The sequence below is a fragment of the Rubripirellula obstinata genome, from assembly GCF_001642955.1.
Taxonomy (GTDB): Bacteria; Planctomycetota; Planctomycetia; order Pirellulales; family Pirellulaceae; genus Rubripirellula; species Rubripirellula obstinata.
The window spans coordinates 15481-37055 of the sequence record NZ_LWSK01000045.1; the positions used below are offsets into that span (position 1 = coordinate 15481).

The 21575-nt window shown below is 54.5% G+C and carries 18 protein-coding genes; 14 read left to right on the plus strand and 4 right to left on the minus strand.

Annotated features, from left to right (window positions below; all coding sequences use genetic code 11):
* Nucleotides 1–64: 64 nt before the first annotated feature.
* Nucleotides 65–1645 carry a phytoene desaturase family protein gene (locus RC85_RS12765; RefSeq protein ID WP_068263239.1) on the minus strand — a complete coding sequence of 527 codons (1581 nt, stop codon included), beginning with the start codon at nucleotides 1643–1645 and terminating at the stop codon, nucleotides 65–67.
* 229 nt (nucleotides 1646–1874) lie between these two features.
* Nucleotides 1875–3350, minus strand: a complete 1476-nt coding sequence (locus RC85_RS12770) for an aldehyde dehydrogenase family protein (protein WP_238383128.1) — start codon at nucleotides 3348–3350, stop codon at nucleotides 1875–1877.
* Between the two features lie 51 nt (nucleotides 3351–3401).
* Between RC85_RS12770 and RC85_RS12775 the strand changes: the two genes are divergently transcribed.
* From RC85_RS12775 to RC85_RS12840, 14 genes are all read left to right on the plus strand, one after another.
* Nucleotides 3402–4016: a nitroreductase family protein gene (locus tag RC85_RS12775; protein ID WP_068263242.1), complete on the plus strand. Its 615-nt coding sequence runs from the start codon at nucleotides 3402–3404 to the stop codon at nucleotides 4014–4016.
* 194 nt (nucleotides 4017–4210) lie between these two features.
* Nucleotides 4211–5470, plus strand: a complete 1260-nt coding sequence (locus RC85_RS12780; protein WP_235033137.1) for a protein phosphatase 2C domain-containing protein — start codon at nucleotides 4211–4213, stop codon at nucleotides 5468–5470.
* Nucleotides 5471–5828: 358 nt separating this feature from the next.
* Nucleotides 5829–6506, plus strand: a complete 678-nt coding sequence (locus RC85_RS28255) for a ribonuclease H family protein (protein ID WP_420821386.1) — start codon at nucleotides 5829–5831, stop codon at nucleotides 6504–6506.
* Between the two features lie 92 nt (nucleotides 6507–6598).
* Nucleotides 6599–8878 carry a 1,4-alpha-glucan branching protein GlgB gene (gene glgB / locus RC85_RS12790; RefSeq protein ID WP_068263248.1) on the plus strand — a complete coding sequence of 760 codons (2280 nt, stop codon included), beginning with the start codon at nucleotides 6599–6601 and terminating at the stop codon, nucleotides 8876–8878.
* Between the two features lie 277 nt (nucleotides 8879–9155).
* Nucleotides 9156–9569: a bifunctional nuclease family protein gene (locus RC85_RS12795; protein ID WP_068263251.1), complete on the plus strand. Its 414-nt coding sequence runs from the start codon at nucleotides 9156–9158 to the stop codon at nucleotides 9567–9569.
* A 1-nt stretch (nucleotide 9570) separates the two neighbouring features.
* A complete protein-coding gene (gene panC / locus RC85_RS12800; protein WP_338060580.1) occupies nucleotides 9571–10446 on the plus strand; it encodes a pantoate--beta-alanine ligase in 876 nt (291 codons plus the stop codon).
* A 44-nt stretch (nucleotides 10447–10490) separates the two neighbouring features.
* The gene (locus tag RC85_RS12805) at nucleotides 10491–11459 is read left to right on the plus strand and encodes a UDP-glucuronic acid decarboxylase family protein (protein ID WP_068263254.1); all 969 of its coding nucleotides are present in this window, start codon (nucleotides 10491–10493) and stop codon (nucleotides 11457–11459) included.
* Between the two features lie 43 nt (nucleotides 11460–11502).
* On the plus strand, nucleotides 11503–12837 hold the full coding sequence (locus RC85_RS12810; RefSeq protein WP_068263257.1) for a protein kinase domain-containing protein: 1335 nt from the start codon (nucleotides 11503–11505) through the stop codon (nucleotides 12835–12837).
* 33 nt (nucleotides 12838–12870) lie between these two features.
* Nucleotides 12871–14418: a CehA/McbA family metallohydrolase domain-containing protein gene (locus tag RC85_RS12815; RefSeq protein ID WP_238383129.1), complete on the plus strand. Its 1548-nt coding sequence runs from the start codon at nucleotides 12871–12873 to the stop codon at nucleotides 14416–14418.
* A gap of 126 nt (nucleotides 14419–14544) precedes the next feature.
* Complete coding sequence (locus RC85_RS12820) at nucleotides 14545–15183, plus strand: hypothetical protein (protein ID WP_068263260.1); 639 nt, start codon at nucleotides 14545–14547, stop codon at nucleotides 15181–15183.
* A 7-nt stretch (nucleotides 15184–15190) separates the two neighbouring features.
* Nucleotides 15191–16312, plus strand: coding sequence for a M24 family metallopeptidase (locus tag RC85_RS12825; RefSeq protein ID WP_068263263.1), 1122 nt, complete (start codon nucleotides 15191–15193; stop codon nucleotides 16310–16312).
* A 73-nt stretch (nucleotides 16313–16385) separates the two neighbouring features.
* The gene (gene accB, locus RC85_RS12830) at nucleotides 16386–16868 is read left to right on the plus strand and encodes an acetyl-CoA carboxylase biotin carboxyl carrier protein (RefSeq protein WP_068263266.1); all 483 of its coding nucleotides are present in this window, start codon (nucleotides 16386–16388) and stop codon (nucleotides 16866–16868) included.
* A gap of 3 nt (nucleotides 16869–16871) precedes the next feature.
* Complete coding sequence (gene accC, locus RC85_RS12835) at nucleotides 16872–18215, plus strand: acetyl-CoA carboxylase biotin carboxylase subunit (RefSeq protein ID WP_068263269.1); 1344 nt, start codon at nucleotides 16872–16874, stop codon at nucleotides 18213–18215.
* Between the two features lie 183 nt (nucleotides 18216–18398).
* Nucleotides 18399–19076 (plus strand): hypothetical protein, encoded by a 678-nt coding sequence (locus tag RC85_RS12840; RefSeq protein ID WP_157593922.1) that lies wholly within the window; start codon nucleotides 18399–18401, stop codon nucleotides 19074–19076.
* Nucleotides 19077–19090: 14 nt separating this feature from the next.
* Here RC85_RS12840 and RC85_RS12845 read toward each other — a convergent pair whose 3' ends face one another.
* Both RC85_RS12845 and RC85_RS12850 read right to left on the minus strand, forming a co-directional pair.
* On the minus strand, nucleotides 19091–21157 hold the full coding sequence (locus RC85_RS12845) for a hypothetical protein (RefSeq protein WP_068263272.1): 2067 nt from the start codon (nucleotides 21155–21157) through the stop codon (nucleotides 19091–19093).
* Nucleotides 21158–21197: 40 nt separating this feature from the next.
* The gene (locus RC85_RS12850) at nucleotides 21198–21488 is read right to left on the minus strand and encodes a hypothetical protein (RefSeq protein WP_068263274.1); all 291 of its coding nucleotides are present in this window, start codon (nucleotides 21486–21488) and stop codon (nucleotides 21198–21200) included.
* Nucleotides 21489–21575: the final 87 nt, after the last annotated feature.

The window sequence follows — 21575 nt, forward strand, 5'->3', positions numbered from 1 at the left end:
TTCCAGCGAGTTACGGCGACCTGTGCATTGCCGTAACTCGCTAGAAGCTCGCTACGGCCTACAGTTATGCCAGAACTTTGGCGTCTTGGTCCAGCGAATCTGCTGCGATCCAACCGCTCATCATCACCATCGGCATTCCAGGGCCGGGGTGAGCCGCTCCGCCGGCCAAGTACAAACCTTTGATGTCCTTGCGACGATTCGCTGGTTTGAACGCGCCCAGGTATTTGCCGTGGCTGGCTAAACCGTAAATCGCGCCGTTGAGCACGCGATAACGATTGTGGATGCCTTCGGGCGTCAACGCATTTTCGTGAACGATCGCATCGCGGATCCCGGTCAGGCCAGCGGTGCTTTCCAGCTTGTCCAAAATCACTTCGCGATACTTCGGCAGCATCTCTTTCCAGTCGTGACCAGGACGCAAGTACGGCGTGTGAACCAGAACGTACAACGCTTCCCCACCCTCCGGTGCAACACCCGGTTCGCTGACCGCTGGTGCACAAACATAAGCACTCGGGTCCGGCGCGGGTTCGCCCTTCTTGTAAATCGAATCGAACTCGGCTTCGGGATCCTTGGAGAACACAAAATTGTGGTGCAGCAAATGTTCGTACCGGCGATTCAGGCCTAGATACAAAACCACGCCGCTGCAGGCCGGTTCGTAGTCGTTCTTTTTCTCAAACTTCGCTGATTCATCGGTTCCGCCAAGCAATTCGCGGTAGGTTCGCACTGCGTCACAATTACTGACCACGGCGTCACAGGCGATCGTTTCGCCGCTGGCGGTGGTGACTCCCGTGACGGCACCGGCTTGTGTTTCAATCTTCATCGCGTCGGTCCCGGTCCGAATCTCGACACCGACCCGCTGAGCCAGAGCCGCAAGGGCAACCGGAACGCTGCGTGTCCCGCCGATCGGGTACCAGATTCCTTCGTTGGTTTGCATGTGAGCGATGCTGCACAGGACCGCTGGCGATTGATAGGGCGATGAACCGACATACTGCGTGAAGTGATCCATCATCTGGGCGACACGATCATCGGGCACATGCGACCGAACGACCGATGCGACACTACGCCCCATCTTCAACGACAAAACGTCCTTCAAAACCGCTGCGGAAAACGCACCGCCGACGTCCATCGTGTCGCGCAGCCCGCCAACGCTTCGCCAAAAAAAGAACCGCTCGGAAACTCCGTCCAGTTGCTTGCTCATCTTCATGAATCGCTCGTACCCACGGCTACTCTTGTCGCCTTTGGTCTGGCTGTCGGTGAACTGATTGATGTTCTGCATCATCGCTTCAGTATTACTGACCAGATCCAGGACTGAATTCTCCTGATCGATCGCACCGGGCTTTCCGGAACCTTCAAAGAAGCATCGCCACTGCGGATCCAGTTCCAGCATCTCGACGTGGTCAGCGACGTCTTCACCGGCTTCGGCAAAGATGCGTTTCAGGACACTGGGCAGGGTCAAGATCGTGGGCCCCATGTCGAACCGAAAACCGTCGGCTTCGTGTACCGCTGCTTTGCCGCCCACCCAATCGTTTTTGTCGATCAAAGTGACGCGGTGACCGCGAGCTCCCAAAACACAGGCAGCGGAAAGACCTGCCAAGCCACCGCCAATGACAACGACGTGAGAAGCGGTTTGAGTCGTGGGTGCGATCATAAGATATCGTGCGCTGGGTGGTTGTTTTGAGGAGAACTGGGAGATTGTTTTGAGGAGAAGATGGCGATTTAACGTGGCGATTGCAAATTGCAAAATGAACGTTGCAAATTTTTAAATGAAAAAGCCGAAATGCTTGCCGCAGCATTCTGGAATCTGCAATGTTCATTTTGCAACTTGCAATCCGGAACCGAAACTCGCCACCCTTCGGCATTCTCATTATCCTACGCAATCAACCCTTGCCCGCCATCCGGCGAACGGCTGCGAGTCGATCTTTCCAGCCGGAAGAATAAGTTGCCGACAGGGCTGCTTGCAACGTCTTTGCATCACCAGTTTGCCGTTTGCGCAGATGAGGCAAGAAATTTCCGTGGTGGTGGCCAATCACCTGGGCCGCCGTCATCGCCAACAGGCCCTCTTCGCCTCGGGTCACCCCAAAACCGCTGTTCCCGCGACCGCCGAACGGTACTCGAGGGTCCGCGGTCGGCACGATCAGGTCGTTGATCGCGACCGATCCGACCTGCAACCGCTCAGCAATCTGCTCCGAAATCACATGAGCGATATCGTCGGGAGCGAACACGGAGGCGGACAAGCGATACTTCGATTCGTTGACAATCGCCACACAGTCCTTGATGTGGTCGACGCGAATCAGAGAGGTGACCGGCGCGAACAGGTCGCTGCACGCGACGTCAAAATCGCTGCAGACCTGGTCCAGCAACGTCGGCGACATTTCGCCGCAGTCCCGCAGTTTGTTCCCATCAAACTGTCCCATCACATCCACGGCACCTGATTGGATCGCGTTTTCGATCGCGTCGGCCGCCGCGACACGGGATGACGAGTGAACGTGCATCGGTTGATTTTCTTCGCTGGTGTTTCCACCGGCATATTCGCGAAGGTGAAACATGATCAGGTCGCGCAGTTCGTCCGCGGTCGCTGGTTCGGCAAAGACGCGGCGCGGTGCGATGCAGGTCGCCCCGCTGCTAAGACGCATGCCGAACGCGATCGCACGCGCGGCGCGATCCAGATCGCCGCGCGGATGCACGATCACGCTGTCACACCCGCTCAATTCCATGATCGTGGGCGTCAGTGTTTCCGCGGCTTGTTGCATCACTGCTTTACCAGTCGATGCACCGCCAGTCAAAACGACCAGGTCAACGCCCTGTTTCATCGCCGACTTTGCGGATTCAGCGTCGCTGTCCAACTGCGTCAAAGCGTCGGTGGAAACTCCGGCGGCGTAGAACGATGCGACCAATGCGCTGGTGACCGCTTCGCAACCCGGCGCGGGTTTTAGTAACACTGTATTCCCTGCCGCCAATGCTTGTGCGGTTTGCACGCCTGGTAGAAAGATCGGGTAATTCCAGGCCGACAAAATCAGCACTTTCCCGATCGGTACACGTCGAACCCGACTCTGCACCCCCCACAACCAGGCTGGGCGGCCGAGCACACCGTGGACTTTTTCAGTCAAAACCTTCGGGCCGCGGCGACCAATCCATTGCATCGCACCGCACAGTGGAAACAGTTCAGCCGTAATCGTCTCCACCGGATCGACTCGCCACGGACTCGCGCACAGGTCAATCAAGTTCTGCGAATCAGCCGCGATATGGCTGGCAACATCGCCGATGATCCGACAGCGTTGTGCCGTTTCCAGGTCTTGCCAATTGCTGGGCGATCCGGTTCCAAGCTTATTGATGGGCACTCTATAATCACGCACGCTGCAAAACTCTGAAACTCGGAAATTTGAAACCTAGGAAACAACGCACTCATGACGACCAATCCTATCCGACGACCGGTCATCGATTCAGTCGCCAACCGCTACAGCCCCTACCGTTTTGAAGACCGAGCAGTAGAAGACGCCAAAATTTTACGCTGTTTAGAGGCGGCTCGTTGGGCGTCGAGTTCGTTCAACGATCAACCTTGGTCCTGGATCATAGCGAAACGAGAAGACGAGGCCGAGTTCGAGCGGATCGTTAGTTGTTTGATGGAAGCGAATCAGGGTTGGGCCAGCGGAGCCGGTGTGTTGCTGTTGTCGGTGTCTCGGACCACTTTTCGCTATAACGGCAGCCCCAATCGCGTGGCGCTGCATGATCTGGGCCAGGCGGCGGCACAATTGTCGTTGCAGGCGGCCGATCTTGGTCTGCAGGTCCATCAAATGGCCGGGATCGACCAAGAAAAAACGCGTCAAACCTACGATATTCCCGACGATCACGTCCCGCAAACCGCGATCGCAATCGGCTATCCCGATACCAGCGATCCGAGCGATGACGCAGAAAAAGACCTCGCCAAACGTGAACAGGGAGCCCGGAAACGCATGCCGCTTAGCGAACAGGTTTTCAGCGGAATGTGGGGAAAGACCGCACCGATTGCGGCGAAGGATTGACGCCAAACCATTTGTTTCTTGGGATCACCTTGGCCTGCGGGGGTAGGTCGCAACGATTGAAACCCTTACGATGGAACGACTGGTGTATGCTTGTCGCTTGCGAATTGTCGCGAGCCAAGTCTCGAAACATTCGCCACTGTTTCGATCTGCGTCTGTCATAGCCTTCCTTTCTACATTCCCGAAGCGAACTACTGGTGTCGAGCGACTGGAATCCTGGAATCGTATTCGCTCAACTGACGGACGTCGGCATGCGGCGTGCCAACAATCAGGATTCGTTGGCCTGTATCCCCGCAAATTCAGCCGAACGGTTTCACAGCCGAGGTCATCTGCTGGTCGTGGCGGATGGGATGGGAGCCCATGCGGCGGGCGAATTGGCCAGCCAGATTGCGACCGAGCGGATTGCGATGCAGTATTTCCGCAGTACCGAATCAAGCCGCGTCGATGCGATCCGCCGTTCCCTGGTCGAAGCCAATGAAGCGATTCACCAGCGTGGCCAAAGCAATCCCGAATTTCACAACATGGGAACCACCGCCAGCGCACTGGTGATTGCACCGGAGGGAGCGATCATCGGCCACGTCGGTGATTCGCGGGTTTACCGCTTGCGTGGCGGAGTGCTGGAACAATTGACGTTTGATCACTCGTTGGTCTGGGAGATGGAAGCGGCTGGGAATTCCAGTCAGCACTTTCCCAAGAATGTGATCACGCGGTCACTTGGCCCGAGTCCGCAGGTCGAAGTCGATATCGAAGGCCCGCTGCCGGTTGAAGAAGGCGATTGCTACTTGGTTTGCAGCGACGGTTTGACTGGATTGGTCGAAGACAACGAACTTGGCCCGTTGATGGAGTGCTTGCCAGAAGAAAAACTGGTTCGAGTGCTCGTTGACTTAGCCAATCTTCGCGGCGGTCCAGATAACATCTCGGTCGTGGTCGCGCGAGTAAAATCGGTCGCGTCGAACGATCCTGAGGTTAGCGTGCAGCCGAGTGCTCCGGTCGCCGAGAAACCATCGGCCCTGATTTTCACAACGATCGCGTGTTTCGTTGCCGCCGGAATTTTAGGTCTGGTCGGAATGTTTGGTCCCATGGTCATTGCGTTACTGTTGGGCGTGATCGCCGGAATCATCACAATCGTGCAATGGGTGCAGATGAACCCTGCCGCCGTGGTATCTGGATCAGGCGGTACAACCGGCGGTCCTTATCGACGCTACGACGCCACGCCCGGACCTGATTTGTTCCTGCAGTTGGGTGACACCGTTGCAAAACTTCGCGAAGCAGCGGAGATGAACAATTGGATGATGGACTGGTCCAAGGTGGAAGATTTACAGGCCCAAGGCGTCTCAGCCCTTGGAAATCGCGAGATTAGCGAAGCAATTCGCGTTCAGGCCGAAGCCGTCATCGAGACCATGAACCAATTGCGAGAACAAAACGATCGTTCCGCCAGCGAAACCGCGATTGAGTAGGCGTGAGTACTGAGTACTGAGTACTGAGTACTTGGTACTGAGTACTTGGTACTGAGTACTCGGTACTTGGTACTCACAAAACGACAAACCTTCCCACTTCCACCTAATCCCTTTCTCCCAATTCTCCCGCCTGTGACTTTTCGACGGTCGCGACTCGATCGCTTCCGACGTTTTCTTTCAGTCAAGCTCTGGCGACCGGGTAGAGTTTACCGAACAGGTTCTCTATGCGGTGAACCGGTTCACTTCTTGAATCGATTTCCGCAGACACCGCGATGGATCGCGTCCTACCCATTTGATTTTTCGCCGCATGACATGGCTTTGGTCAGCAGCGAAAATGTCAAAACGTCTAACCCATCGAATGTTACCTGTGAGTATTGCAGAACAAGACGTACCCCAATCTGCCCATGCATCTGAGTATTTACTCGTTTGTACGGCGTCATCGTTTGCCATCGATCGAGGATCATGGAACTTTTCGCTTGAATCCGTTGACGGTCAATCTGTCTTGGAAGCGGGCGACGAAGATCTGGGAGACCTGAATCGGCTGACATTGCTTGCCGCAGTTCGCGGATTGGAAGCGATTGACGGTGCGTCGGTGGTCACTTTGCTAAGCCACAATCGTTACCTGATCCGATCGCTATCGGATTCGCTGCCCCGTTGGCGCGAAAACAATTTTGTTTGGGAACATTTTGGACGTCGGATCGATGTTCAACATGCTGACCTTTGGCGACGCGTCGATACAGCTTTGTCGATCCATTGTGTCGAAGCATGCCTGGTTTCATCGCGGCGTGTCAGTCCCATGATGGCTCAGCAGTCAACGATCGTGCAACCGCCCAGCAACGACGGCACCAGTTGGCGAATCGATGCGGGGCACCAAGACCATGTCTCGGGCAAAGCTGCGATTCCCGCACCAAAACGAGCATCGACCGCTCGCCCGAAAGACTCGCTGCGGCGGTGGTTGCTTGACAGTGCCACCTCGCACGCCACTCGCGGCGGCGGACGTCGCTTCACAGCCGCCGACTTGGCCGAGTCGGCTTAGCGAATTTTTTTCGCTGCAAATTGGATTCACGTTGCCAGCGACGTGAATCACCGAACCCTTTTACCGACCACATCTAACCTCAACGCTTCAAAATGCAGACACAACTTTCGCTTTCGGCCATCGGGCAAATCATTAACGGCCAGCACGAAAACCCCGCAAGTCTGCTAGGGGCACACCCGATCAGCTATCAGGGCGAACCGGCAACAGCGGTGCGAAGTTATCTGCCCGAAGCAAAGTCGGCTTGGATTATGGACAACGCCAGCGGCCAGCGACGTCCGATGCGGCAAATCCACCCCGCAGGGTTCTTTGAGGCTATTTGTGAAGGTACACTGGAAGCTGGTTTGGCATACGAAATCGATCATAACGGCGCGGAAGCAGATGCCAGCCACGACGCTCATTCGCGAATCAGCAATCAGACGAACAACCAGAACGGTGAAACGGTGGAACCTTCAAAATCAAACGTCATTGATCCCAGCGCTGTTCCGTCAATCTTGACCGATTTTGACCGCTATCTGATCGGCGAAGGAAAGCATCATCAGCTTTACGATCGATTGGGTGCGCAGGTGCGTGTCGTCGGCGGAGTCGAAGGAGTCCATTTTTCGGTTTGGGCTCCCAACGCACGCATGGTTCAAATCGTCGGCGACTTCAATGGTTGGGAAGGCAGCAAGCATGCTTTGTCGGGCAGCGAGCTTGGAATTTGGGAACTGTTTGTTCCAGGTGCCAAGGTTGGCGACAAGTACAAGTTCCGTTTGTTGGATCAACACGGACACTGGGTCGACAAAACCGACCCGATGGGCTTTGCGTCTGAATTGCCGCCGCTGACTGCATCGGTCGTGACTGATTTGACGGTTCACACTTGGGGCGATTCCGATTGGATGGAAAAGCGTGCTGAGTGGAATGCGATGCACGAGCCGATGAACGTTTACGAAGTTCACTTGGGCAGTTGGCAAAAAGGCCCGGGCCGCGCCCACGGTTGGCTCGACTACCGCGATTTAGCGAAACGCTTGGTCGATTATTGCCACCGCATGAACTTCACTCACGTGGAACTGATGCCCGTCAACGAGCATCCGTTCAGCGGATCTTGGGGCTACCAAGCGGTCGGTTATTTTGCGCCAACCAGTCGCCATGGTTCGCCCGAGGACTTCATGTTCTTCGTTGATTACATGCACCAAAACGGAATTGGCGTTCTGATCGACTGGGTTCCTGCCCACTTCCCCAAAGACACTCACGGCTTGGCCAAATTCGATGGGTCAGCGTTGTACGAGCATTCGGACATTCGTCAGGGCGAGCATCCCGATTGGGGCACTTTGATCTTCAACTACGGCCGCAATGAAGTTCGCAACTTCCTGATCGCAAACGCGTTGTTCTGGTTGGACAAGTATCACATCGACGGATTGCGAGTCGATGCGGTCGCGTCAATGTTGTACCTGGATTACAGCCGCGAAGACGGCGAGTGGGTGCCGAACCAATACGGCGGTCGCGAAAATTTAGAAGCGATGGATTTCCTGCGAGAATTCAACGTCGCCGTCCACGAAAAGTATCCTGGCGTGGTAACAGCGGCGGAAGAGTCCACGGCATTCCCAGGTGTTTCGCGACCCGTTTACGACGGCGGTCTCGGTTTCACTTACAAGTGGAACATGGGCTGGATGAACGACACGCTGGAATACATTCACAAAGAACCCATCCATCGTGCTCACCATCAAAACGATCTGACGTTCAGTCTGATCTACGCGTTCACCGAAAACTTTATGTTGCCGCTGTCGCACGATGAAGTCGTTCACGGCAAGGGTTCGTTGCTGTCGCAGATGCCAGGCGACATGTGGCAAAAATTCGCCAACCTTCGTTTGCTGTACAGTTACATGTGGACTCACCCCGGCAAGAAATTGCTGTTCATGGGTGGCGAAATGGGCCAATGGAACGAATGGAACGACGATGACGGCCCACAGTGGGAATTGTTGGACTTCGACACTCACCGCGGCATCCAGCAATTGGTCGCTGATCTAAACAAGATCGTTATCGAAAACCCATCGCTGCACCAACTCGATTTCTCTCACGAAGGATTCGAGTGGATCGACAGCATGAACTGGCAAGACAGTGCGTTGGTTTACATGCGAAAAGGCCTGGACGGTTCCGCGCCGATTCTTGTTTGTTGCAACTTCACGCCTGTGGTCCGCGAAGGCTATCGCGTCGGCGTTCCGCAAAGCGGTCACTGGAAAGAAATTTTCAACAGTGACAGCGAAGCCTACGGCGGTACCAACATGGGCAACTATCCCGGTTGCAACACCACCGGCGTCAGCCATCACGATCGCCCCGATTCGATCGAAATCACCATGCCACCACTCGGCGTGTCAATCATGCGATTCGAGGGCTAAGAAACGAGCGGGAAATTATAGTCGCCTTTCGCTCCGCGAAAGTAGCGAATCCGCTGCTTTCGCGGAGCGAAAGGCGACTATAAAAAGTCGCACGTTCCTGAGGCGGGCGGGGAATTGCAATTTGCCATGTTGATCTCGCAATTTGCAATCATGGCCTGGTTCATCGGCAAAACGCCCCCATCGCCGACAGCCCACTTCTAGCCGGGCTTTGTGGTTATACTTATGATCGTCGTAACCAGACAATCTTTTCCTCGCAGCTCCCGCGGTCAACGGATCTATGCCCGTCAAGATGCAACTCGCTCGGATCATCATTTCTGAGCTGACTGAAAATCAAGTCATCTACTTGCAAGAAGTCGATGGCGAACGCGAGTTTCCGATTTTGATTGGAATCTTTGAAGCGACCAATATCGATCGGCGAGTCAAAGAAGACTACGAACCGCCGCGTCCCTTAACGCACGACTTGATTGCCAACGTCGCAGAATCGCTTGGTGCAACGATCGACCATGTGCTGATCAGCGATCTGGACCAGAGCACCTATTTCGCGAGATTGATTTTAATCAAAGAAGACGGAACCGAAATCGAAATTGATTCGCGTCCCAGTGATGCCATCGCAGTCGCCGTCACGTTTGATCCTCAGCTACCCATTTTTGTTTCCGAGCACGTGCTGCTGGAAGCAACTTCGAACGCTTGAAGTGATTGAGACGATTCAAACATGCGACAAGATTCGCGACCTCGTTCTAAAATTGCGAGGCCAGGGACAGACCGTTGGTTTGGTTCCGACGATGGGTGCGTTGCACGATGGTCACTTGTCGTTGGTGCATCAGAGTCTTGCCCAGTGTGATCACACAGTCGTTTCGATCTTCGTCAATCCAACTCAGTTTGGACCAAGCGAAGATTTGGCAAAGTATCCCAGGACGTTGGATCGCGACTTGCAGCTTTTGGAAGACGCGAGCCAGCTAAAACATTCCAGCTCAAACGGTGATGTGCGGAAACCGATTGCATTTGTTCCCGCCAACGATGAAATGTATCCAGCCGGGTACAGCACCACCGTCGATCCGCCATCGATCGCGATGCCGTTGGAAGGCGAATTTCGGCCAGGCCATTTTCGCGGCGTAGCCACCGTGGTGCTAAAACTTTTTGCGGCAGCCCCAGCGAACGTTGCGTTCTTTGGCCGAAAAGATTTCCAACAGTTCAAAGTCATCCAACGCATGACAAGAGACTTAAATTTGGGCGTCGAATTACGAGCTTGTGACACGGTTCGCGAACCGGACGGTTTGGCACTTAGCAGTCGCAATCGGTACCTGTCCCCCAGCGACCGCACCCGGGCTCTGTCGCTTTCTAAGGCGTTGTCGGCCTGCGAAGATCTGATTAATAAAGGAATTCGCGACGTTGACCACCTTACCCAAGCCATGCATCGCGAACTCGCTAACTTGGACAAGATCGACTATGCAGTCGTCGTCAATTCTGAAACACTACTGCCGATTGATAAAATTCAGGGCAGCGTTGTTGCTCTGATCGCAGCCCACGTTGGCGGAACTCGGTTGATTGACAATCGCGTTTTTTCTTAGCCGTCTTGTTCCGGCCGTCTTTACCCTTCACCGATTTCAAAATCATGATTAAACGCATTCTTGTCACCGGCGGCGCTGGTTTTCTGGGTTCTTATCTTTGCGAACGCTTGCTCGATGACGGGCACGATGTGATCTGTTTGGATAACTTTTTTACCAGCCAGAAAACAAACGTCACTCATTTGTTGAATCGCCCCAATTTTGAATTGATTCGCCATGACGTGACGCTTCCGATTTTTCTGGAAGTCGACCAGATCTACAACATGGCGTGCCCCGCCGCACCCGGTCACTACCAATACAATCCGATCAAGACGATCAAGACCAGTGTGATGGGAGCGATCAATATGCTTGGCGTTGCCAAACGATGCAACGCTCGGATTTTGCAAGCCAGCACCAGCGAAGTTTACGGAGACCCCGAAGTTCACCCGCAAGTCGAAAGCTATCGCGGCAGCGTTAATCCGATCGGTCCACGTGCCTGTTACGACGAAGGCAAACGAGTCGCGGAAACTCTGTTCATGGATTACCACCGCAGCAACGGCGTTGACATTCGCATTGTGCGAATTTTCAATACGTATGGTCCGCGGATGCATCCTTACGATGGCCGCGTGGTTTCAAACTTCATTCGTCAAGCACTCGCCGGTGAAGACATCACGATCTTTGGCGACGGCGAACAGACGCGATCGTTCTGTTATCGCGACGACCTGATCGACGCTCATTTGGCGATGATGGAAGTCGAAGATTTCGTTGGGCCGGTCAACATTGGCAACCCGGTCGAGTTCACGATTCGCGAATTGGCTGAATTGGTGATCGAAATTTCCGGTTCAAAGAGCAAACTCGTCAAACGACCTCTCCCCGAAGACGACCCGACCCGTCGCCGACCTGACATTTCGCTTGCGAAGGAAAAATTGGGCTGGGAACCGAAGATCGCCTTGGCCGATGGTCTGCAATCGACGATCGATTGGTTCAAGTCGATCAACATGAGCGACTATCGTGCGCCGACGCCCAATTACAGTTAGGATAAGTTGAAATTCATTCCAACCTTCTTGGATCTGAAAATCGATGTCCGGAAAACGATCCAACCGTCAAAGCGGCGATACGACGGGATCGTTGCATGGCAACCCATTGGATTCGGATTTTGGGTTGGAACCGACCGTGGACTGGGTTGGGGAAGCGGACGCGTTTCCGGAACTGCCCCAAGATCGCTATGTGATCGTCGAAGAATTGCAGCACGGTGGCATGGGCGTGATTTTTCGTGCGGTCGATCGGCAACTGTGTCGCGAGGTTGCAATCAAGTTGCTGCGGCGCGACCGAGCTGATTGTGTCGCGAGCTTGCGGGATTTCGAGACCGAAGCACACATCATGAGCTTTCTGTCTCATCCAGGCGTGACGCCAATCTACGATCGCGGACACACCAACGATGGCCGTCCGTTTCACGTGATGAAACTGATCGACGGGGCAACTTTGTCGGAATTAATGAACCAGAGTCGAGTTCCACTGGCAAGATTGTTGAGTGTTTTTGCCAAGACGTGTGAAATCGTTGCCTTCGCTCATTCGCGTGACATTGTTCACCTGGATCTAAAGCCAAGCAATGTGATGGTGGGTTCGTTCGGCGAAGTCAACGTGATGGATTGGGGATTGGCCCGTTACAGTTCTCCTGCGAAAGAATTCCACGACGTCGCAAACTCGATTGGTAATGTTAACTACGACCTGAGTGCAGAACCGTCGCCGGTTCGCGGCACACCGGCCTACATGTCACCCGAACAAGCGTTGGGCAGGAAACTGGATGAGCGAACCGACGTATTTGGGCTCGGTTGTATTCTGTGCGAAATTCTAACCGGTTCGCCACCATACGACGGCAGTGCAATGAACAAAGTCTATCGCTCAGCGGCACGCGCTCGTTTAGAAAAGGCTTATCAACGTCTTGATTCGGCAAGCGTTGATGCGTCGCTGATTCGTTTGGCAAAGTATTGTTTGCAAGCCGATCCAGACGATCGGCCTGCCAACGCGTGGATCGTCGCAAGAGTCGTTTTGGATCATCAGGAATCGGCACTCAGCCAAGTTCGCAACGACATGGATCGTTTTTTCGAATTGTCGTCTGACCTGTTTTGCATCGCCGATTTTCAGGGATTCTTTCGCCGCGTCAACGGAAACTTTTCGCGAGTTCTGGGGTACCACGAACATGACATTCTTTCAAAGCCGTTTTTAGATTTTGTTCACCCGGACGATCACGAAAAAACGCTCGCGATCATGGGCGACTTGGACGCGGGCAACCCGGTCATTCGGTTTCGCAATCGCTATCGAACCGCGGCGGGCGACTATATCGAATTAGAATGGACGGCCAAGACGATCGAAGAGGAAGACGTTATCTTTGCGGTCGCACGAGAAGTTTTCTAAAGCCATTTTGTCCACGAAACACAACAAGTCATGATGACGTTTTCCTTTCGTTGGTTGCTTTTCCGTGCTTCGGTTTGCGTGCTGGCGACGCTCTGCTCGATTGAAAACAGTTTTGCTGATGGTGGCGTGCTGAACTTTTCGTTGTCCGATGAGAGCACATCCGAGCCCGTGATCAGTCGCGTTGAACTGTGGCGTCCAGAGTCCCAGCGGAAAGGTCGCCCGCTCGCTTTGATGCCGGTCCGAAAAACCGTGCCAGCCGGAATCGGGATGGTGGTCGATCGGAGCGTGGAATTGTCGTTGCCAGAGGGAGCGTATCGGTTTCGGATTGTTCGAGGGCCAGAGTATCGAATCATCAGCGGTGATTTTTCGCTGGAGAAGACTAGCCTGGACGACCATCACGTTGACTTGCCGCGGATGGTCAACATGCTGGCCGAAGGCTGGGTGTCCGGCGATTGTTTGGTTCCGCCTTCCGCCTACAGTTTTCCGCTGCGGATGGCGTCGGAGGATCTGCACGTGGCAACCGTTGCTGGCGAAATTCCGGCGCGTCCGATCGCCGGACGCGGCGACGATGACCCGATCGTGTTCGATCCAACCTGGATTCGTCACGACGCAGCGTTCTTGGATGGACTGGCGATCATCGGACCGTCAAAAGCAATCGACGATGAGTTGCCGATCGACACACTGCTGCGATGCAAAGAATCATCGGACGTCGTTTCCGTGATCGAAAACCCGTTCGCTTGGCAGTTACCGGTGTGGTTGGCGACGGAGAAAATTGATGGCGTGTTTGTTCTGGGTGATTGGTTGCGTTTAGACCGAAAGGTCATGCGTGTTGCGGGTGGGCGGTCAGTTCAAAGTTTGATGAAATGCCACGCGCAGGCGGTTGGTCAGTGGGCTGAAACGATCTACCATCAAATGTTGGAAGCCGGGCTGCAGATTGCGCCGATGGCCGGTAGCGGTGACGGATCAGGCAAAACACCGATCGGCTACAACCGGACTTACGTGACGACCAGTGCTCGCAGTTACGGCGAACAAGACGATCAACCGACCGCTCCTGCTTCGGTTAACGAGTGGTGGTTGGCGGCAATTGCAGGCCAATCAGTGGTCACCAACGGGCCTTGTTTACGTCCCACGTTGGCCGGCAAGATCCCTGGGCATGTGTTTGAAGCAACAGCCGGCGAAGTATTGAATCTGCGTCCGGAACTTCGATTAGCCGTCCGCGATCCAGTCGATTATCTCGACGTGATTCACAACGGCACGGTACGCTACAGTGCTAGGTTAGACGAATTCGCCAAGGCCGGTGGTCAGATTCCGCCGCTGGAAATTAAGGAAAGCGGATGGGTGATCGTCCGAGTTGTCACCGCCCACGAAGATCATTTGCGTGCCGCGTTTAGTGCGCCTTGGTACATCGTTTACGATGATCAGCCGCGGGTGACCGCAGAGTCGGTAAAGTTTTTTGCGGATTGGTTGAAAGAGTACGAGCGGCGTTTGCTGGACTTACCCGCCGATGATTTGCGAAAACACATCCCGCATGTAAAACGCGCCCGCCAGTTTTGGTCGTCGAAGACGCCGACGATTCAGTAGTGCGGCAACGTAGGCCGGAACAAGCGCAGCGCAGTTCCGGCAATTGCATTGTACTGCCTTGGATTGCCGGAACTGCGCTAAGCTTGTTCCGGCCTACATTTATTCCAATCACAACAAGGCCTCTTGATGTCCTTCCAAACCATTCATGTCCCAGATGCGATCGCGCAATCCGAACTGCCCAGCGCCGCTCTTGAATTGATCGACCGTGTCAACGAATCGATCGAATCATTCATGCTGGCCAACGACCGGGTGATCGAGAACTTTGTGACTTGCGATTTTCATTTGGTCGGGCAGGCTTTGATGTGGATTCATCAAAACCAACTTTGCGCCGGCGATCGGTTTTGCGAACTGGGCAGCGGTGTCGGCGGCGCTACCTTGCTGGCCGCGATGCCCGGACCGATGCCGGCGATGGAATCCGTCGGGATTGAGATTGAACCGGAACTGGTGGATCAATCGATCTTGTTGGCGGATTCGCTGGAAGAGTTATTAGGTAACTCAGCCGATTTCTTTTGCGGCAGTTTTGTCCCGCGCGACGATCTGGATTTTTCAACTCTGGATCGTGAAATTGAAAACGTCGTGACGGATTCGGGTGACGTTTTTGATGAGATTGGTTTGGCGATGGACGACTTTGATTTGTTTTTCGCGTTCCCCTGGCCGGGCGAGTCATCTTTCTTTGAAACGGTCGTTGACCAGTGTGCCGCCAACGGTGCTTTGTTGTTAACGTATGGCGGACGTGAAGGTATGAAACTACTCAGGAAAATTTAGAGACAACATGGTTCAAACTAGCCCCGATTATCCAGCACGAATTGAACGCGTTCGCAGTCGCCTTGTCGATATTGATGGAAACGGAAACCACTGTGACGGGTTTCTGATAACCGACATTTTAAACGTTCGCTACCTGACTGGATTCACGGGTTCCAGCGGTTACTTGTTGGTGACTGATCGTGACGCCGTGATCCTTAGCGACGGACGGTACGACGTTCAGTTGGCCCGGCAATGTCCATCGATGACCAAGGCGATCAGGCCACCGACGCAGAAGATTACTGAACTGGCCGTCGAGGTGATTGCTGATTTGAAGTTGAAAACCGTTGCCGTCGAAGCAGCCGATTTGACGCTGGCCGCGATGTCGGAACTGTCAACCGAAAGTCCCGATACAACTTGGTTGGAATCGTCCGGCGTGGTCGAACTGTTTCGTCAGATCAAAGACGAATACGAAATTGGTTTGATCCGAAGTGCGGCCGACATCGCGCAGCGGTCACTGACAAAGACTCTGGCTGGTTTAAACGAACAGACCACCGAACGCCAGTTTGCATTGGATCTGGAAAACGCGATGCGAATGGATTCGGCCGACGGAGTCAGTTTCGACATCATTGCCGGGTTCGGCGAAACCGGCGGGCTGCCTCATTATCGACCGGCCGATCGAGCGCTGGCGAATCACCAGACCGTTTTGATTGATTGGGGAGCCTGTGTTTCGGGCTACGCCAGCGATATCACGCGAACGTTTCATCGCGACGGTGCCAGCGATCGGTTTCGGTCTGCTTATGAAGCCGTTTTGGAAGCGAATTTGGCGGCGATTGACGCGATTCGGCCGGGTGCGAGCTGTGCATCGATCGATGCGGTGGCTCGTGACGTGCTGCGGAAGCATGGTTTGGCGGACGCGTTCCTGCATTCGCTTGGGCATGGCATCGGTTTGTTCATCCACGAAGGACCGCGTTTGGCCGAAATCTCAACCGAAACGCTGCAACCGGGCATGGTCGTGACCGTGGAACCAGGCGTCTATTTCGCGGGCGATTTTGGGATTCGTATCGAAGATGACGTCCTGGTTACCCCGGATGGGGCCGAGGTGATGACCAGTCTGCCAAAGGGTCTCGATGATTGTCGGTTGATGCTGTAAATTGATGCGTTCCCGCGGCTATCAACCGCTGCATTGACCTGATTTTTCCAATCTATCTGACCACGAGTCCAGTATGAGCAAGGGCGGTAAGCCAAAAGATGTGTTCGATGTCGAACGCATCCGACAGATCATCGAACTGATGGAAGAGCACGATCTTTCGGAAGTCGATCTTCAACAGGGCGATGAAAAGATCAAATTGGGTCGCGGACAGGCTGGCGGCGCACCGGTTTACGCTCCCGCACCGGTTGCGGCGGCCCCAGCGGCATCGTCTGCGGCATCATCCGGTGGCGGCGGATCGGCTGCGGTCGATGATGGATCGACGACGATCAACGCCCCGATGATCGGAACGTTTTACTCCAAGGCCAACCCGGAATCACCGGCCTTCGTCAAGGTCGGCGACCACGTCGGCCCCGACACAGTGGTTTGCATCGTCGAAGCCATGAAGGTTTTCAACGAAATCCCAGCCGAATGTAGCGGCAAGATTCTGGAAGTCTTGGTCAGCGACCAGCAGGCCGTCGATTTCGGTAAGCCGATGTTCCGCATACAACCGGATTGATGCGTGTTTGAAAAAATTCTAATCGCCAACCGTGGCGAGATTGCTGTGCGGATTATCCGCGCCGCGCGAGAAATGGGAATCGGTACCGTGGCGGTTTACAGCCAAGCGGATGCCGAATCGATGCACGTCAAATTGGCCGACGAAGCCTTTTGCGTCGGAACCGCGCGTTCAGCCGACAGCTATCTGAAAATTGACCAGATCATTGCCGCGGCGGAAGTCGCCGGAGTGGACGCGGTCCATCCCGGTTACGGCTTCCTGGCGGAGAACGCGCAGTTCAACGAAATGTGTCGCGAAAGCGGGTTCGAGTTCATCGGTCCCAGCCCAACCGCGATGGAAAAGCTTGGCGACAAGAACACCGCACGTTCGATGGCGATCGCCAACGATGTGCCTGTTGTTCCCGGCAGCGATGGATTGATCGAAGACGACGAAGCGGCGATCAAAGCGGCTGACGAAATCGGTTTTCCTGTTTTGATCAAAGCGACCGCCGGTGGTGGTGGCAAAGGCATGCGAGTCGCCGAGGATCGCGATTCGTTGGTCGCCGCCGTCAACGCGGCTCGCAACGAAGCACTCGCGGCATTCGGCAACGGCGGCGTTTACTTAGAACGTTACGTCGGACGACCGCGTCACATCGAAGTCCAGGTGATCGCCGACACGCACGGAAACGTCTGTCACTTGATGGAACGTGATTGCAGTGTGCAGCGTCGCCACCAAAAACTGATCGAAGAAGCCCCCAGCCCAAACCTGCCCGAAGCACGTCGCCAAGAAATCTGCGAAGCCGCCGTGCGAATGATTCGCGGTGCCGATTACAGCAACGCGGGAACGGTCGAATTCATTGTCGATCAGAACGACGATTTCTTCTTCATCGAAGTCAACGCACGGATCCAGGTGGAACATCCGGTGTCCGAGATGATCACGGGCGTGGATTTGATCAAGGAACAAATTCGCGTTGCCGCGGGCGAGCCGTTGTCGTTTTCGCAGGAAGACATCAAATGCACCGGTCACGCGATTGAATGTCGGATCAACGCTGAAAACCCAGACAAAAACTTCCAACCGAGTGCCGGGAAGATTACTCATTTTTATGCACCCGGTGGTTTTGGCGTTCGCTTCGATTCGCATGTCTACGGCGGCTACACGGTCCCACCGTTTTACGATTCCATGATCGGAAAGTTGATCGTCCACCAACCGACTCGCGAATTGGCGATCGCGACGATGCGGCGGGCACTTTCGGAAATGCAAGTCGAAGGAATCTCGACGACCGCTTCGTTCCATGACGCGGTTTTGCAGCATCCAGAATTTGTTTCAGGAAAACACGACACCAAGTTTGTAGAACGCGAATTTCTTCCTTAGGAACTGCATTTCACCTCTCCCGCCCCGCGGGAGAGGTCGAGCCTAAGCGAGGGAGAGGGCAGAGCGCATTCGATGCATGCGCTACCCCCTGCCGTGCATGAGAGGCCGACCTCGCCCGCTGCGTGGTGGAGGCGAATGTTGGTGTACAGAATGATGTTTCCAGGTTTTAGTTAGTAGGTACCCGTGCTTCCCTTACTGAAGACAATCGAACCCTTTGCTTTGCTGCTGGCGCTTTTGCCGCTAGTCGGCTATTTGTTGGTGCTGGGGTTTGTTCGGTTTTCGGGTCGAGCTTTGGTGACGACAGGAGCACGGGATTTGGCTGCGCTTGGCATCGCGGTCGTTGGTTTGATTGCGATTGGTCCAGCCGAATTGTTTTTTCCGGCAACGGCAGCAACGGTTTTTGGCAGCATTGTCTGGTTGGCACTAATCGCGTTTTATGGACTGACACTTGCGCTGGTTTGCTTGACGGCGACGCCAAAGTTGGTGGTCTATGGCCGGACCGCTCAGGAAACTTTCCCAGGCCTATTGAATGCGGCCAAACGAATGGACGCTCAAGCAACCGGCGATTTGGAAACCATGCAGATCCAATTACCAACGCTCAACGTCCAACTACGGATCGATACGATCGGCGGCGTCGATCATTGTCGCGTTCTTTCGTTTCAGCCCAATGGTTCGATGAAGTTCTGGAACACGCTGCTGGGAAACCTTCGCGGTGAACTGAGCGAATCGCCGCGTCCCGCGACGCGTCGCGGCGTTGGCATGTTGGTGTCCGCGTTACTGATGGGCACCATTCTGTGCTGGTACAGCCTGGGCAACCAAGACCGTCTTGCTGACGGATTCCGCCAATGGTTTTGGCGTTGAGTGTCGTCCCGCGTTTACGGAACATTCACCACCACGTCTTTGCCGAACACCTGCTTGCCGTCGACGATGGCAACCGGACGAACTCTTAGCGGGCCGCGGCCCCACTTTTTTGCATCGATGGAAATGGTTCCGTCGTTGCCTTCGATTTCGCCGACAGTCTCGCTGTGGTGCATCAGCTTGATACTGGATGATTCAGCACTGGATACGCGAACGTTATTTTCGTCTGGAATGGCAAAGGGGATCGACGGCGAGTTTCCGAATTCAATCCAATCGGTGTGAACGGCGCGAGAGCGCAGTGAGTCACCGGAGATCAAAGTCAGGCGTAGCGGCCATTTTCCGTCTGGGATTCCTTTGACGTTGATGGTCTTGGTTCGCTCGGGTTTCGATCGACGCAGCAGTTTTCCATTGACGTACAACTCCAACGCGACCGCTCTTGATTTTGGATCGCTCATCGCCTGCGGTTTCCAGCCAACCAAGAATTGATCACCACTGGGGCGGCGACGAAACCCAGCACGATCGCTTGGGATGCTTGCGAACGGAGCGGTCATCGGGTCACCAACAATCAGTGTTTGATAGGGCGATGCGATCGAAAGGTAAAACGATTCAATCGCCGATGAACCACCTGCATAGAAACCGTACATCACTGGCAGAGGAAATTTCTGCTGCAGCGCAAACGGTTCGGCCACCGATCCGGATGTCATCGCCGCGCCGCAGTGCAATAGTTCTGTCATCTTGGTTTGAGAATCTGTTCGATAGTTTCCGCCGTGACTGGTCAGATTATCGGCGATCGAACCGGGAACCAGATTAAACCTGCGTCCCGCAAGTTTCATGTTGGGTGTTCCCAGCATCAGGCCAACGCAATCCCCTTCGCGTGTCGGAAGCGCTCCCCTCGTAATCCGACCTTGCTTGCCAAGGTGGCCAAGCCAAAGCAGTGCGTTGGGAATGCCGGTAAAGCGAGTTTTCGTTCGGACATCTCCCGATTTTGTGAACCAAAATTCACCCTTGGGAAAAGTTTGGTCGCTTGATGCTGCGCGTCTAAGAGTCGAAATTGCCAAGTCCATCGTGCTGCCACGTTCGTTGACAATTCCAAGCACGCAACTGGTCAGGTGCCGTACGCCATCGGCAGGATTGAGGCTGGGCCAACCATTGCGAGACCAATACACCGTCGAGCTAAATTCAACGGGTGCTTGCGATACGGTCGGAAAACGTTCAAGCGCTTCGATCAGCGGCTTGATTTCTGGTTGACTAACGACGGGCTTAAACAGCGACGTTTCATCGAAGTATTTACCACTGGTCCAACCCGCAGCGATGGCGGTTCGGATCATTCGCGCCGATGCCTTGTTGTCCGCATTTTCGGCGTGGCATTCGGCAGCCAGAATCGCAAGTGGTGCTTGCAGCGGCGACTTGGCGTATAGCGATTCAAACTTTGCGGCAGCTTCCGCAAATTTACCCGCGGCGCGATCGTCGTTGGCTTGTTCAAAGATCTCACGTTGTTCAGCCTTACCAAACGGATTGATAAAGTGACGGCTGAAGGATCCACGAACGTAGAAGTTTGCATCGAGTCCCAGGTAGCCTTCCGAATCGGCTTGCAGAAAGTTGTAGAAATAAGTCAGGCCGGTGATCGAAGCGGTGCCGCGTTGGACCTTCCGCATCCCAGGATCCTTCAAGCGTTTGTGGTGTGACCTGACATCGACTGATAGCGGAAACCCAAGCGAGTAGGCAACGACTTTGGTTTGAGCGGCAAGTTTGCGGGCGTCGATCTGTTCCAGCACCGGCGTCAGTATCTTTGCCTGAAAATCGGCCAGGCTACAGTTGGTCGCCGTCGGGACATCATTCAACACGATGACGTTGTTGGACGGGATCTTTCGCAACAGCACGTAATGATTGGCCAGCGTGCGTGAATCCGCCGAATCACCGTTGACGACAACGACAACGTTCTCGCCGCTAACACCAGCGGCAAGGGGTTTCGTTGATACTGCAATGAACAACGCAGCAAAGAAGAAAGCAATCAAGCGTGCATATCGCCTGAATCGAAAATCGAAGTCTGACAAGGTGGAAATCCGTTTCGCGAACTTGTTCATATTTAATTCAGTGAGATTAGCGGAATTAGAACCATCAGCATCATTTGAACTCTTCATCGAATGCTGAAAAATCGTCACCGCCGGTCGCTTCGACTTCGCCGAATTCGACTTCATCCTCGCCTGCTCCGAACTCATCACTTGCGTCTTGCCCAAACCCATCCTCGGATTCCATCCCTTCGGCCGCAGCGTCTTCATCAAACACCGCTTGGTCGTCCGCGGTTGCTGCTGGCGGATTCGCGGCAGCGTATTTGCGTTTTTCCAAGTACGACGCGACCGGAATGGCAAGTGCAACGACCAGCAAAAAAATTACCCAACCGATGAAATAGAGCATAGAAGAACGCAGGGATGGTCTGAATGGGTGTCTCGAAACGGAACTCGTCACCCCAGGATAGTTGACGCTTCGCAAAAACGCAATTTC